Origin of the sequence: Paenibacillus sp. FSL R10-2199 (assembly GCF_038000235.1) — a bacterium.
Classification (GTDB): Bacteria; Bacillota; Bacilli; order Paenibacillales; family Paenibacillaceae; genus Paenibacillus_AQ; species Paenibacillus_AQ phytohabitans.
Genome location: NZ_JBBOBO010000002.1, coordinates 27,518 through 41,971, shown reverse-complemented (window position 1 = coordinate 41,971; position 14,454 = coordinate 27,518). Strand labels below are relative to the sequence as shown.

Here is a 14,454-nt window from a genome sequence, read left to right as displayed (position 1 = left end):
GCTGTGCAACACCATATCCCTATTTTTACAAAGGAGCAATCATAATGAATCATACAGAGCTTATCACAGAAGCAGAGAACTTCGCCAAGGAGCAACTGGGCCAGGATACCACCGGCCATGACTGGTTTCACACTAACCGCGTGCGCAATACAGCGGCGCTGATCGCAGGGATGGAAGGGGCCAACGTGGTGATCTGCACAATCGCCGCGCTGCTGCATGATGTGGCCGACGAGAAGCTGAATCCCTCCAAAGAAGCAGGACTGCTCAAAGTACATACTTGGCTGGCCGCACATCTCCCGGATGAAGCTGCAAACAAGCAGATTATGGAGATCATCGGGACGATGTCGTTCAGCGGCGGCGGTGGCGCACCGATGTCTACGCTGGAAGGACAAGTGGTGCAGGATGCGGACCGTCTGGATGCGCTGGGGGCGATCGGGATTACGCGTACAATGGTCTTTTCAGGAGCGAAGGGCCGTCCGGTCTATGATCCGGAAATTCCGCCAAGGGACGACTCGCTGAAAGAGGAATACCGCAACTATTCCAAGGGAACGGCGGTCAATCATTTTTATGAGAAGCTGCTTAAGCTGAAGGACCTCATGAACACCTCTTACGGCAAACAGCTGGCGGAGGAGCGGCATCAGTTTATGCTGATTTTTTTGGAGCAATTTCATAAGGAATGGAATCAAGGGGCAGAGTAGGTGTTATAATGGAATAATGCGCAAGATGGATGGAACGCGGGAAACCCCGCTTGAACCGGAACAATCGGCATAGAAGAGGTTGGATACAATATGAGTGAAGTACAAGTACAGTTTAGTGATTATGGTTTGAATGAAGAGCTTATCCGCGCGCTGGAGGTTCTGAAGTACGTAGACCCCACCGAGGTGCAGCGGAAGGTCATTCCGGTAGCGCTGAAGGCGCAGGATCTGATCGTGAAGTCACAGACGGGCAGCGGCAAAACCGCAGCCTTCGCCATCCCGCTCTGTGAGCTGGTCGATTGGAATGAGAACAAACCCCAGGCACTGGTGCTGACCCCAACCCGAGAGCTGGCCCAGCAGGTGCGTGAGGATATTACGAATATCGGGCGCTTCAAGCGGATTAAGGCGGTAGCGCTGTTCGGCAAGCAGCCTTTTGCCCCGCAGAAGATCGAGCTGACTCAGAAGACGCATGTGGTCGTTGGCACGCCGGGCCGTGTGTTCGACCATATCGACCGCGGAACGCTGAATCTTAGCCGGATTAAATATCTGGTGATTGATGAGGCGGACGAAATGCTCAGCATGGGCTTCATTGAGCAGATTGAGAAGATTATCAAGCAGCTGCCGAAGGAACGTGTAACGATGCTGTTCTCGGCGACGCTGCCGGAAGTGATTAAGAATCTGTGCCGTAAGTACATGACGGAGCCGGTGGATATCGAGATCGAAGCCAGCGGAATTACGACGGCGTCGATTGAGCATGCGCTGATTGAAGTGAGACAAGCTGCCAAGTTTGGACTGCTGAGCGACCTGCTGACAGTGGAGAATCCGGATAGCTGTATTATTTTTTGCCGCACCCAGGAGCAGGTGAATGCCCTCTTCCGCGGGATGGCGGATCTGGAATATCCGGTGGACAAAATCCACGGCGGCATGGAGCAGGACGAGCGTTTTGAGGTCATGAATGCATTTAAGCGGGGCCAGTTCCGTTATCTGATCGCCACCGATGTTGCAGCCAGAGGGATTGATATCGAGAACATCACCCATGTCATTAACTACGATATCCCGCTCGAAAAAGAGAGCTACGTCCACCGCACCGGCCGGACCGCCCGCGCAGGCAAAAGCGGCAAAGCGATCACCTTCGTTACGCCAAACGAGCACAAATGGGTCAAGGAAATCGAAGGCTACATCGGCTTCACCCTGCCGGAGATGAAAGCTCCTTCAGATGATGCCGTGGCCTACGCCAAACCGGCGTTCGATCTGAAGCTGGGCAAGCAGCAGGTCCGCAAAGCCGGCAAAACCGAGGTCATGAACCAGGACATCATGAAGCTCTACTTCAACGGCGGCAAGAAAAAGAAGCTCCGCGCGGTCGATTTCGTTGGCACTATCGCCAAGCTTGAGGGCATCACGGCTGCGGACATCGGAATCATCACGATCCAGGACAACGTAACCTACGTCGATATTCTGAACGGCAAGGGATCGCTTGTGCTGCAGGCGATGAAGGAGATAACCGTGAAGGGCAAGCTGCTGAAGTGCCATATCGCCAAAAAATAAGCCGTTTCAAAGAGCTGTCACACCAATTGTTATACGGGGTGGCGGCTTTTTTGCGATGTATGAGAGCCTGCGAACAAATGTATGTGAAAAACCGAATACAATGTGCCACGAATGGAGCAAACGGGCCAAATGTATGCGGAAAACCGAATACAATGTGCCGCGAATGGAGCAAACGGACCAAATGTATGCGAAAAACCGAATACAATGTGCGACGAATGGAGTAGATGAGCCAAATGTATGTGAAAAACCGAATACAATGTGCCACGAATGGAGCAAACGGGCCAAATGTATGCGGAAAACCGAGTACAATGTGCCACGAATGGAGTAAACGAGCCAAATGTATGCGAAAAACCGAATACAATATGCCTCCGATAGCTGGGGAAGCCGATCATCCGGGAAATGTTGGAGGTAAAGAAGCTGATACGTTTAGCGGCGCCAAGGTTTTGTCCTGAGTGATACGTATGCTCCAGGACAACGTGACTTTTGCGGCTGCAAAAATCCCGGAGATCACGTAGATTTCAACATAAGTTATATGCATGATCTGGATGGGCGTGCTGTAAACTTGGCCGAAACGAGGATGAACTGGACTGAGTTGAACTAAACTGAATTGAAACTACCTAACCAAGGAGGATGTTGAACTATGATCAATGTGAGAAGCCGCGAGTTTGCCGTGCCTCTTCTGCAGCGTCTGATCCAAGTGGATACCTGTAATCCTCCCGGCAATGAGCACAGGCTGTCTCTGCTGCTGCAGGAGGTGTTGCGGGAGCTGGGCATATCCAGCAGCATTACGATTGTGGAGCAGGGACGGAGCAACCTGGAGGCGGTGATTGCCGGCTCCGGCAACCGGAAGCTGATGTTCTGCGGCCATCTTGATACGGTCAGTCCCTGGAGCGAAGCAGCAGGCAGCTATCCCCCGCATGGCGCGGTGATTGAGGGGGACCGGATGTATGGCCGGGGCACCTCGGATATGAAAAGCGGCCTGGCCGCCATGCTGCTCGCCGCAGCTTCCCTGCAACAGGACGGCATCCGGCTGGCCGGTGATCTGCTCATCCTGGCGACAGCCGGGGAAGAGGTGGACAGCTGCGGCGCACGGCTATATGCCGAGCAGCACAGGCACGACCTGCCGGAGCTGGACGGCCTCGTCATCGGCGAGCCGACATGCAGCCGGGTGGCGGTCGGCCACAAAGGCGCCCTCTGGCTGCGCATTTCCCTCTTCGGACGCAGCGCCCACGGCTCCATGCCGCAGCTTGGACTCAATGCGGTGGAGGGCATGATGGAGGTAATCGCGCTGCTGCACCGCCATGCTCTGGAGTGGCAGGCCACAGATCCGGTTCTTGGTTCAAGCAGCCTGTCCGTGAACAAGATTACCGGTGGTGTACAGACCAATGTGGTCCCGGATTCCTGCACCATCGATGTGGATATCCGCACCGTTCCGCCGCTGGAGCATGGTCCGCTGCTGCGGGAGATTGAGGACAAGCTCCAGGATATCCGGCAGCGTCATGCGGACTACCGTTATCAGGTAGAGCAGCTGTTGGACCGCAGTGTGGTCTATACTGATCCCGGCCAGCGTTTGATTACTACGGCTTTGGAAATTGCTGCGCAGCAGAGGCGGCAGGGCCAAGCGGGAGGCCCTGCTGAAGAAGCAGAAGGTGATGCGGCAAGAGACGTAACTCCAATTCAAGGCGTACCCTACTACACGGACGGCTCCGTGCTGCATGATAACGGCAGGCTTCCGGTGTTGATCTACGGACCGGGCGACCACCGCCTTGCCCACCAGCCGGATGAGTGGGTGGATATTGAGGCTTACCTGGAATCAATCGACTTTTATAGAGAGCTGGCGATCCGTTTTCTGGGCAGGACTGATGATTAGAACACTTAACGCTGATGAGCAGATGCCAATCTTAAACGAACAAACTGGGGCATAGGTAACCTTGCAGTTTGGTTGATTGTACTTTATAGGCCGTTTCTAAGGTTGTAATAAACTTCGGATTTCGTCGCCGACAATTCTGGTATCCCAAGGCGAAAAGAACACATTCACACCGTCATCAACAAGAGAAAAGGAGAAGGCAAACGGCCCGCCGGTATATAGGACTACCTGATAATATTCCGGATCACCGTCCTTATTCTGAGGGCTGTAATTTTGCGTGTTTTTTCCGCTTTCCAGCAAGTGAATGAAGCGCTTGGTTTCATCATCGGTTAGAGTTTTGTAAGGCTTCACATCATCCTGATGATATAGTTCAACCCGCTCTATATTGTGTTTAATGACGTCGTTATATCGCTGCTGCAGGTTATTGGAGTAATCATCCTCCACATATAAGCGGTATCCGCCGATGCGTGTTTCATCTTTAGCGGCAATAACTTCGTCTGTCTTAAAGCCTTCAATGCGGTATAGCTTAGTTCCTTTTTCCAAAAAGGCAGCATCGCCATCCTTCGTCTGGTAATGAGGATTAGTAACGACATCCGCGACTTTAAAGTCCACTTTACCAACAGTCTCAGTGGTGACTTGATCCGGATTCTTAATCACGTTTTCCCAAGATCCGGTGTAGGAATGTCCATTCAACTTTAGGAAATCCACCCAATCAATTGCAGAGCCGCCCTTAATCCGAGTACTACTCGAGCAGCCGCATAGGACTATAACAGCCGTTAGCAATATGAGTATTTTTATTTTCATCCTAAGACCCCCGCCTTTCTTCAGTTGCATTACATATACTAATTGACGAAACTGTTCACGGGAGGTTGCGGGAATGAGGCCCGTGAACGAAAAAAACCTTGCGAAGTGCAGCACGCAGGCCGCATCTCGCAAGGTTTTTAATGTGTACTCCTAAGCATTATACTGCGCCTGATACAGGCGGCTATAAGTGCCTCCGGCGCCCACCAGATCCTCATGGCGGCCTTCCTCAGAGATGCCGTCCTCGCTGACCACGATAATCCGGTCGGCATTCTTGATCGTTGTCAGGCGGTGGGCGATGACAAGGGTTGTGCGGCCCACGGACAGGTCAGCCAGCGACTGCTGAATCGCCGCTTCGGTCTCGGTGTCGAGGGCCGAGGTGGCTTCGTCCAGAATCAGAATCGGCGGATTCTTGAGGAACATGCGGGCGATCGCCAGGCGCTGCTTCTGTCCGCCGGACAGCTTGACGCCGCGTTCCCCGATAACGGTATCCATCCCGTTCGGCAGGCTGTTGATCAGCTCTTCCAGGTGAGCTTGACGTGCGGCCTGCCAGATCTCCGGCAGCTCTGCATCCAGCTTACCGTAAGCGATATTCTCACGGATCGTGCCGGAGAAGAGGAACACATCCTGCTGCACGATCCCGATCTGCTTCCGCAGCGAGGTGAGCTTCATATCGCGGATATCGATCCCATCGATGGAGATGGCTCCGCCGGTCACATCATAGAAGCGGGGAAGCAGGCTGCAGATCGTTGTTTTACCGGCGCCGGAAGGTCCGACGAAGGCAATGGTTTCACCGGCGTTTACGTTCAGGCTAATATCCGCCAGAACCGTACGGTCCGCTTCATAGCCGAAGCTGACATTGCTGAAGCTGATATCCCCGCGGAGTGAGCCTACTTCTACAGCATCCGGCTTGTCCGCGATATCGGGCTCGGTATCAATGACTTCAAGATAACGCTTGAACCCGGCAATCCCCTTCGGATAGCTCTCGATGACGGAGTTGATTTTCTCAATCGGGCGGAAGAAGACGTTAGCCAGCAGGATGAAAGCGACGAATTCCCCGATCTCAAGCTCTCCCTGAATGAAGAACCAGGCGCCGCAGACCATTACTACAATGGTAATCAGACGGGTCATCATATAGCTGACCGAGGAGCTTTTGGCCATCAGCTTATAAGCCATCAGCTTGGTCTGGCGGAACTTCTGGTTGTCCACAGCGAACAGCTCTTTCTCATATTCCTCATTGGCAAAAGACTGAACCACACGAATCCCGCCGACATTGTCCTCGATCCGGGCATTAAAGTTACCCACATTGCCGAACAGACGATGGTAAGTTTCCGTCATATTGCGGCCGAAATGGATGATGACCCAGGCCATAACCGGCACGATGATGAAGGTGATCACAGCCAGCTGGAGATTGATATCCGCCATCAGAATAAATGCACCGATCAGTGTCATGACAGCGATGAACACATCCTCCGGCCCGTGATGGGCCACTTCGCCGATATCGTTCAGGTCATTGGTAATTCTGCCGAGCAGATGACCTGTTTTGTTATTATCGAAGAAGCGGAAGGACAGCTTCTGGATATGATCGAACATTTTTTTGCGCATATTGGTCTCAATGTTAATGCCCAGCATGTGCCCCCAGTAAGTGACAACATAGTTCATTGCCGTATTCAGCGCGTAAATTCCGAGCAAGACCACACAGGCAATCAGAATCAGCGGCCAGTCCTGACCCGGCAGCAGATCATCAATGAATTTATTGACCGCTACGGGAAAAGCAAGCTCCAGCAGACCGGCACCTACCGCACAGGTGAAGTCGAGGATAAACAGCTTCTTATAAGGACGGTAATAGGAGAAAAAACGACGCAGCATCTCTTGTTCACTCTTTTCTGTAGTGTGTTATGTATCTGGTTATTGAGATTGATTCTCAAGTGAACCTTATTCTTAGGATACTAAAGAGGGTTACATGATTTGTCAACGGTAAGATGTTTAAAATTACATGTAATTCATCTGATTTATTGCCGGTTCACCCAGTCGCGAATGGCTTTTTCCACATAGTTTAACTGTATTCAAGTATAAAGGAGGAGTTAACATGAGCGAAAATGTTGGGGGATACGGCGGAGTATTCACTTCCACTGGCGCGATTCTGGTTCTGTTCATCCTGCTCGTAATCATTACTAAATCCTTCTGGATTTAATTAAGCCTCACTTATGTGTGCCGCCGCCGGTCCCCGGAGACCGGCGGTTTTTCCTGCTGCGGATGATGTTCAGACGTATTGTCAACCCTCGGAACTAACTTAAATTTGTGCAGCCTCCAGCGTAAAGAGATATAATGGCGACATGTGCCATGGATCTGAAAGTCTACTACATACAGCAGCTTTATTCCCTGACAAGCCCCCGGCTTGACGGGTGTTTTGCTGCGGCCTTGGAGGAACAACATGAAATTCAGCCGTCAAAAAAGCAACATAGCGGAGCCAGGTTTGCCCGCGCATGATTCAAATACCGCCAGCCGGTGGATGCTCATCACCGGCATAATTTGTGTCGCTGCTGCGCTGCGCGCCCCGTTCACTTCAGTCGGACCTCTCCTGGAGACAATCCGGGATGACCTGGGATTGTCTAATACCCTGGCCGGAGCGATCACGACCTTGCCGCTACTGGCCTTTGCGCTACTATCTCCATTCGCTCCACAGCTAGCCCGCAAAGTGGGACTTGCCAATATCCTGATGCTGGCTATGCTTACGCTGTCGATGGGAATACTCGTCCGTTCAGCTTCCGGAACCGTCACCTTGTTTGCGGGTACGGCGATGATTGGCCTGTCCATAGCCGTCTGCAATGTGCTGCTGCCGGGATTGATCAAGGGGAAATTCCCGCACCGCATCGGCCTGATGACCGGAATTTACACGGTCTCCATGAATGTATGTGCAGCTGCTGCTTCAGGCATCAGTATTCCTTTGGCCTCCCATGCGGGGCTCGGGTGGAGGGGAACCCTGGCTTTATGGTTTATCATCTCTGCGCTGGCTACACTGCTCTGGATTCCGCAGATGAAGAGTCTTAGCCCAAGCAGTACAGGCGCCGTGCGGTCTTCGGCTGTGCGCGTATGGCGCTCCCCGCTCGCCTGGCAGGTTACATTGTTCATGGGGCTGCAGTCGTTGCTCTACTATGTCCTGATCGCCTGGTTTTCGGTTATTCTCGGGGAGCGGGGAATGTCCTCCAGCCATGCGGGATGGATTCTCTCACTGATGCAGCTGGCACAGCTGCCGTTTACATTCTTTGTACCGCTCTGGGCCGGACGGATGAAGAATCAGCGCCTGCTGGTAGTTATTACTTCTATTCTGTTTATCATTGGCATCCTTGGAATCTGGCTGGGCAGCACGGAGCTGATGGCGGTATGGGCGGTATGCATTGGAATCGGCGGGGGATTCGCTTTTGGACTGGCGATGATGTTCTTCAGCCTGCGCACCCGGACTACGCAGGAAGCCAGTGAGCTGTCAGGCATGGCCCAGTCGGCCGGTTATCTGCTGGCCGCGATGGGACCCGCATTGTTTGGTCTGCTGCATGATGCTACGAACAGCTGGAACACACCACTGGCGCTGCTTGCGGCGGCAAGCGTGCTCTTGTTCGCGGCTGGAATGGGGGCCGGACGGGACAGATACGTGGGTGACAGGGGATAGCGGATTATAATGAACACGGATATATTTATTATTTTCATGGATTACCTCACACATTCCATTTACAATCGGATGGTATATTAAGGATATCCTCAGCTTGTATGTGCTATATATGTTTATGAACTATGGACTCCGCCACTTGCTGGCGGGGTCAATTTTTTTAATAACTACAAGAATTTATATGTTTCACAGGATCACTTATCCTTCTATTTCTCACTGAAACGGTACCGTCCATACACAAGGGCGGCAATGTCGTTCCCACTTACAGCAAAATTCAATACGCTTAGTTTGTATAAGATTTTGGCAGAGAAAGTGCATTGAAAGCTGATCAGGACATGCTACTATTATCATTAAGATTACATGAGAATGATAATCAATGAAAACAGACATAGGAGTGAAGAGAAATGACAAACCGGGGCCGGAAGTTTATCTGGACAATCGTACTTATGCTGGCAATGTCCGCTTTGGCGGCTTGCGGGACTGCTAACAAGGCTGCGGAGGGCAACGCTGTCCAAGCAGGGAATACAGCGGAAGAGGCAGCAGCAGCCAGTGCAACTCCTACAGAGAGCAGCAATAATGCCTCAGAAGAAGGAGCGACCCGTACGATTACCGGAGAATTCGGAGATGTAGAAATTCCCGTAAATCCTAAGCGGGTGGCGGGGATCTATGTAGAAGATTATCTGAAGGCACTAGGCGTTACTCCAGTGGTGCAGTGGTATCATCCAAGCTGGGGCAAGCAGGATTATCTGAATCTGGATGTGCCTGAATTCGATATTAGCGGCAGTATGGAAGCGTTGCTCGACAAAAATCCCGATCTGATTATTACCGATGGCGGTGCAGATGCCGCTAAGTATGAACAATATTCCATGGTGGCGCCAACCTACCGTCTGCCGGAGAGCGTGCTGCAGGATTCAAGGCTAATGCTCACAGCGATTGCCGATGCGCTGGGTATTCCGGAGAAGGGTGAGGCTGTGCTTGCTGAGTATGACCAGAAGGTAGCCGAGGGTAAAGCCAAGCTGCAGCAGGCTCTGGGACAGGAAAAGGTAGCTGTAATCCGGCTTAATGTCGCGGACAAAACCTTTGCTCTTTTTGGAGTTAAAAACCGCTTTACCGGTGTGCTCTATGATCAATTCGGTCTGACTCCTGTCCCGATGGCTGCTGAGATGACGGAATATCAGTCCATTATTTCCGAAGAAGTGATACCAGCGCTTGAAGCGGATCACATCATTGTATTCCCTGACAACGGAGACTGGGATACTGCGGCTAATCAGGAGGCGATCCAGATTCTCGATGGCCCTCTGTGGAAGAACCTGCCTGCGGTGAAGAACGGAAACATCTACAGAATGGAACGTTCCCACTGGCAGTCCGGTGGAATAACGGCAAATACGATGAAGCTTGAGGATCTGCTTAAGGTATTAGTGAAATAACATGTTTTTGATGAAGCAAGTGAAAAGAAGGTCTATCAGCACAGTTGATAGATCTTCTTTTTTGTTTTACACTGAATTGGTGATAATGATTCTCAATAAGGAGGGGTGGAATGGCGGATCTAGTAAAGGAAAATACCGGAAGAAGGCTATTCTATAGCCTGATTAACATAGAAACCGTTGCCCAGTACCCGTCTGGAAATGACCCGATTGATGTGTATAAGGAACATACATTAATTATAGTTTCGGAAGGGCAGGGCTGGCTCAAAGCGGATGATAGACAATATCCCTTGGAGAAAGGTGCCGGATTTCTGATAGAGGCCGGATCTCTAAACAGAATCCGGGCCGGAGAGCGGGGGCTGAGCTTTTACCGGATAGGCTTTGAGGTTATTCATACCGGAGACAGCAAACATAACGGAGTGGAAAGGGAGTCTGGAGATGGCATGCTCCGGCCGGGATTTCTTAACTGCAGACCTTATTCGCAGTGTGTACTGCTGCTGGATTCCATTTATCATAGCCGCAGGAGTGCGGAGGATATTGAATGGTTTGCGGCTCAGACCCGCTTTCAGGAGCTCTTGCTGCTGATCATGCGGGCGAATTCACCGGCGATGAAGACCAGGGATGATCATGAGGCGGTGGAGCGTTCGATCCGCTATATGGAGGACCATTTCAATGAATCCTTATCTGTCGACCAGCTGGCTGAGCTTGCAGGGATTGGCCGTGCGCGTTATACCCAGCTTTTTAGAGAGATTACCGGTCAGATTCCCTTGGAGCACTTAAATGGACTGCGTATTGAACGGGCACAGCAGCAGCTGCTGCTGACCAGGGACCGCCTGCATGATGTTGCACTGGCTGTCGGCTACAGCAATGAGTATTATTTCAACCGCCGCTTCAAAGGAACGGTTGGTGTAACTCCCGGCCAATACAGGAGCCTTCATCAGGAGGGAGTCCGCGTATTTGCCCCTTTTCTGGAGGATTATCTGCTGGCATTGGGGATTACTCCGGTGGTGCAATATTGTCATGCCCAGTGGGGGAAGCAGGAGTATCTGGGTCTTGATCAGGTTCCTGCCTTTGATATTTCGAGCGGAGACTGGCAAGGACTCTCCCGGTATATGCCCGAGCTGATTATGCTGGATGACGGCTTTCAGCGCTGGCAGCTGGGGGAATGCCGCCAGGTGGCCCCGCTGCTCCGGCTTCCGTTCCATCAGGAGGACTGGCGGGCAACGCTCCGCTCCGCAGCCGCTGTCTTCGGCAGAACGGAACGGGTGCAGGAGGTCATCGGCCATTATGAGCAGCAGGCCCGGCAGGCCAAGCGGATGCTCAGCCGCAGCATCAGGGGACAGACGGTAGCGTTACTGCGGATATCCGCTTATGGAGTTGCTCTGTATGGCTGTGATGAGCTGGGATATTCAGCAAGCGTTCTGCATGAGGATCTGGGGCTCCAGCGGCATGGATTCGTCAGCAGGCTTACCCGGGGACAGAAGCGTGTGAACCTGAGCTGTGAAGAATTGTCTGAGCTGACCGCAGATCATCTGTTTATAACGTTTGACAAGCAGGAAGGTGAAAGCCGGGAGCTGCTCGATACACAGCTATGGAGAAGCCTGCCCGCTGTGCGCAACCGCTGCGTGTACGAGGTTGACTTCATGGCCTGGATGAATTATGGTGTGCTGTCCCACCAGCGTAAAATCGAGGATGTGCTGAAGGTACTGGCGTAGGCACAGTCACAATCTGCGGATTGGTGAAGCAACAGCAATAAGCACCTCGATCAGTTTGGCGGCGGCGGCCAGCAGAAATACTGCACCGGGGGCCAATGCACCGCTCATCCAGCCGCCGAGTAATGCACCGGCCGGCATAGCCGTGCGGGTGACGACTCTGGAGAAGCTCAGCACTCTGCCGAGCAGCTCGGGCGGAACCTGCTCCTGGCGGATGGAAGCGGACAAGACGGACCAGGAGGTGTTGCAGGCAGCAACCAGGCCGAAGCCGATTCCCGGCGCCAGCCAGGAGGCGCCAAAGCCGGCCAGCACAAATCCGCAGGTTCCGGCCAGCAGCAGCAACGGAATCAGGCGGCCGCGCCTGAAATGACGGTCAAGATATATAACCGCAAGGCTCCCGGCGACTCCTCCGGCAGCGAGCAAGGTATAAGTCATGCCCATTTGACCTGTAGTTAAATGAAGATTAGTAATCAGGTAGTAGGTCAGGGTGGCATACGCTGCACTGTAGCCGAAGTTGCCGATGGCTGCCTGTACAGAGAGGGCCAATTGGACCGGGCTGCGGATCAGCCAGAGGAAGCCCTGGGACATTTCGGCGGCAAAAGCAGGCTTGGCGCTGCGTGTCCGTGCGGGTTCCTGCGGAAGCCGATACAGAACGTAGAGAATGACCGCGAAGGAAGCGACATCCAGCCACAGGATGGAGGTAATGCTCATAAGCGAGGCCAATCCGCCAGCGATTGCCGGTCCCAGCATATCGGCCAGCTGGCCTGCGGTCTGCACTCCGGCATTCCCCCGGGTAAGATTCTTCCCTGACAGCGCCGGAATGAGGGTTACAACCGCTATATCATAACCTGTTGATACAATGGATAAGAGCAGAGAAATGACGTACAGATGCCAAATGGCGAGCAGTCCGTAATGTGCCAGTATAGGAATGAGGGCAATGAGCCCCATTCGGATCAGATCTGCGCAGAGCATCAGCTGCTTGCGATTGAACCGGTCGAGGATCACTCCGGCAAAAGGGGCGAACAGTATGACCGGCAGCACACTGACGGCAAACAGCGAGCTCATTACCAGCACAGACCCGGTCAGCCTGTAGGAGAGCAGCGGCAGACAAAAGGTGTATAGGGCGTCTCCGATTCTGGAAATGAAATATCCGGCCAGGAAATGCACCAGCTGGAGCGGGCTGTGCGGCCGGGAGTGACGCTGTTGTTCTTGCGGCAAAGCAGAGGCTGGATTAGCAGAGGAACCGCGGGCGGTCTTCATAACAATTGCCCCCAATAAGTGGACAATACGGTGAAGCTGCCGTATAAGCTGAACAGAACCAGTATGATTGCGGTGCCCAGGCTCAGGAACCGGCTGAAGCTGCCGGACAGCCTGCCCCTGATCAGGGAGATCAGGCCGGATAACAGCAGCCACCAGGCGAAGGAGCCCAGAGCAATACCTGCCGGAAGTAACAGGGAGGCGCTGATTGCCTGGCCCAGGGAAGCGGCAAGAGCCATGAAGGACAGAAGTGTTGCCGGATTAGCCAGAGTCAGCAGGCAGGCGGAGGACAGACTGTAGATAATTCCGCTGCGCACGGCGGTTGTTACCGGATCTCCCTTGGCCGGACCCGGCCATAGCGCCCGCAGCCCCAGATAGCCGAGAAACAGGCTGCCGAGCAGACGGAGCGGAAGGGCGTAGACGGTGGTGAAATCATTCACAACCCGGAAGCTGGCAACGGTCACCAGCGCATAGAAGGCGTCAGCCAGCGCAATTCCGGCACCCGTAGCGAGGCCGGAAGTGAAGCCGGACTTTAGTGTACGGTTCATGCACAGCAGAGACATCGGGCCGACAGGAGCGGCAATAATGAAGCCGAAACTGAGACCGCTTAACAGGACCAGCCATGTATTCATGGTGTGCGTTCTGCCGGGGGCAGCGGTACATGCGGAGTTTCTTTGACCGTTCCGAGGATAATCGTAGTGCGGGTCCGCACGATACCCGGCAGGCCTTTGATCTCCTCGCTGATGATCCGGTCCAGATCCCGCGTTCCCCGGCAGCGCAGCTTCAGGACATAATCATCATCCCCGGCAGTGTGATGGCATTCCTGAACCTCCGGCAGCTTCATCACGAGTTCTATGAAGCCTTGCCGGTGTTCCGGCCGCTCCAGCGATACGGCAATCAGTGCAGCCAATCCGTAACCGGCAGATTCCGCGTCGATCAGCGCCGTATATCCGGTAATGACACCTTGCTCTTCCAGCCGCCGAACCCTGTCTGCAGTGGCAGGAGAAGAAAGACCCAGCAATCCTGCAAGCTCGGACCAGGTGATCCTGCCGTTATTCATTATTGCTGAGATGATCTTGTAATCCAAAGAATCCATGTTATTCCTCCTTATATTATTAATCCATATGAGGAATATACATTATAATAATAAGTATTTCAATAATATTCCATGCATATTATTTGCGGGTCATTGAGTGGATAGCTGGACTTTCATAGTGCTGTAATAATCACCAATAAATAATGCTTGCAATTTATATTTAAAGAGAGTATATTCTTAATTACGGTGATTGAATCACTGAACTACATAATATGCGGTCATGGCGGAATTGGCAGACGCGCTGGCTTCAGGTGCCAGTGATAGCAATATCGTGGAGGTTCGAGTCCTCTTGACCGCATCCGTTTTACAAATATGGCTCGTAATTGCTCAGGCAATTACGGGCCATTTTGATTTTTGAGCTAATGGGTGGAATGTAGGCTGGAAAGAGGCTGG

At 52.8% G+C, this 14,454-nt stretch carries 12 protein-coding genes and 1 tRNA gene; 8 read left to right on the top strand and 5 right to left on the bottom strand.

Translation table 11 applies throughout. The features are described 5' to 3' along the window. Positions 1 to 44 precede the first annotated feature (44 nt). The 3 genes from NYE33_RS28455 (at position 45) to NYE33_RS28445 (ending at position 4,110) form a co-directional block, all read left to right on the top strand. Entirely contained in the window at positions 45 to 698 is a 654-nt protein-coding gene (locus NYE33_RS28455) for an HD domain-containing protein (RefSeq protein WP_076244154.1), read from the top strand. A gap of 90 nt (positions 699 to 788) precedes the next feature. Continuing rightward, the gene (locus NYE33_RS28450; RefSeq protein WP_341068834.1) at positions 789 to 2,240 is read left to right on the top strand and encodes a DEAD/DEAH box helicase; all 1,452 of its coding nucleotides are present in this window, start codon (positions 789 to 791) and stop codon (positions 2,238 to 2,240) included. Positions 2,241 to 2,880: 640 nt separating this feature from the next. After that, positions 2,881 to 4,110, top strand: a complete 1,230-nt coding sequence (locus NYE33_RS28445; RefSeq protein ID WP_042135629.1) for a M20 family metallopeptidase — start codon at positions 2,881 to 2,883, stop codon at positions 4,108 to 4,110. Positions 4,111 to 4,206: 96 nt separating this feature from the next. On the opposite strand, the gene NYE33_RS28440 is transcribed toward NYE33_RS28445, so the two are convergent. Beyond that, positions 4,207 to 4,911: a hypothetical protein gene (locus NYE33_RS28440; protein WP_144026084.1), complete on the bottom strand. Its 705-nt coding sequence runs from the start codon at positions 4,909 to 4,911 to the stop codon at positions 4,207 to 4,209. Positions 4,912 to 5,061: 150 nt separating this feature from the next. Then, positions 5,062 to 6,777, bottom strand: coding sequence for an ABC transporter ATP-binding protein (locus tag NYE33_RS28435; RefSeq protein WP_340946917.1), 1,716 nt, complete (start codon positions 6,775 to 6,777; stop codon positions 5,062 to 5,064). A 220-nt stretch (positions 6,778 to 6,997) separates the two neighbouring features. Here NYE33_RS28435 and NYE33_RS28430 point away from each other — a divergent pair, with 220 nt between their 5' ends. The 4 genes from NYE33_RS28430 (at position 6,998) to NYE33_RS28415 (ending at position 11,711) form a co-directional block, all read left to right on the top strand. Beyond that, a complete protein-coding gene (locus NYE33_RS28430; RefSeq protein WP_216626667.1) occupies positions 6,998 to 7,102 on the top strand; it encodes a YjcZ family sporulation protein in 105 nt (34 codons plus the stop codon). A gap of 240 nt (positions 7,103 to 7,342) precedes the next feature. Further along, entirely contained in the window at positions 7,343 to 8,575 is a 1,233-nt protein-coding gene (locus NYE33_RS28425; protein WP_341068832.1) for a CynX/NimT family MFS transporter, read from the top strand. 401 nt (positions 8,576 to 8,976) lie between these two features. Then, positions 8,977 to 9,999: an ABC transporter substrate-binding protein gene (locus tag NYE33_RS28420; protein WP_341068829.1), complete on the top strand. Its 1,023-nt coding sequence runs from the start codon at positions 8,977 to 8,979 to the stop codon at positions 9,997 to 9,999. A gap of 110 nt (positions 10,000 to 10,109) precedes the next feature. After that, positions 10,110 to 11,711: a helix-turn-helix domain-containing protein gene (locus NYE33_RS28415; protein WP_341068828.1), complete on the top strand. Its 1,602-nt coding sequence runs from the start codon at positions 10,110 to 10,112 to the stop codon at positions 11,709 to 11,711. A gap of 6 nt (positions 11,712 to 11,717) precedes the next feature. Here the strand turns inward: NYE33_RS28415 and NYE33_RS28410 are convergent, their stop codons facing one another. Genes NYE33_RS28410 through NYE33_RS28400 form a run of 3 tightly spaced genes read right to left on the bottom strand, consistent with a single transcriptional unit; the run spans position 11,718 to position 14,061 of the window. Next, on the bottom strand, positions 11,718 to 12,968 hold the full coding sequence (locus NYE33_RS28410; RefSeq protein WP_341068826.1) for an MFS transporter: 1,251 nt from the start codon (positions 12,966 to 12,968) through the stop codon (positions 11,718 to 11,720). After that, positions 12,965 to 13,597 (bottom strand): LysE family translocator, encoded by a 633-nt coding sequence (locus NYE33_RS28405; RefSeq protein ID WP_341068824.1) that lies wholly within the window; start codon positions 13,595 to 13,597, stop codon positions 12,965 to 12,967. The genes NYE33_RS28410 and NYE33_RS28405 overlap by 4 nt, the downstream gene beginning before the upstream one ends. Next, on the bottom strand, positions 13,594 to 14,061 hold the full coding sequence (locus tag NYE33_RS28400) for an Lrp/AsnC family transcriptional regulator (protein ID WP_341068822.1): 468 nt from the start codon (positions 14,059 to 14,061) through the stop codon (positions 13,594 to 13,596). The genes NYE33_RS28405 and NYE33_RS28400 overlap by 4 nt, the downstream gene beginning before the upstream one ends. A gap of 214 nt (positions 14,062 to 14,275) precedes the next feature. Here NYE33_RS28400 and NYE33_RS28395 point away from each other — a divergent pair. After that, positions 14,276 to 14,359, top strand: a tRNA-Leu gene (locus NYE33_RS28395). The last annotated feature ends 95 nt before the right edge of the window (positions 14,360 to 14,454 follow it).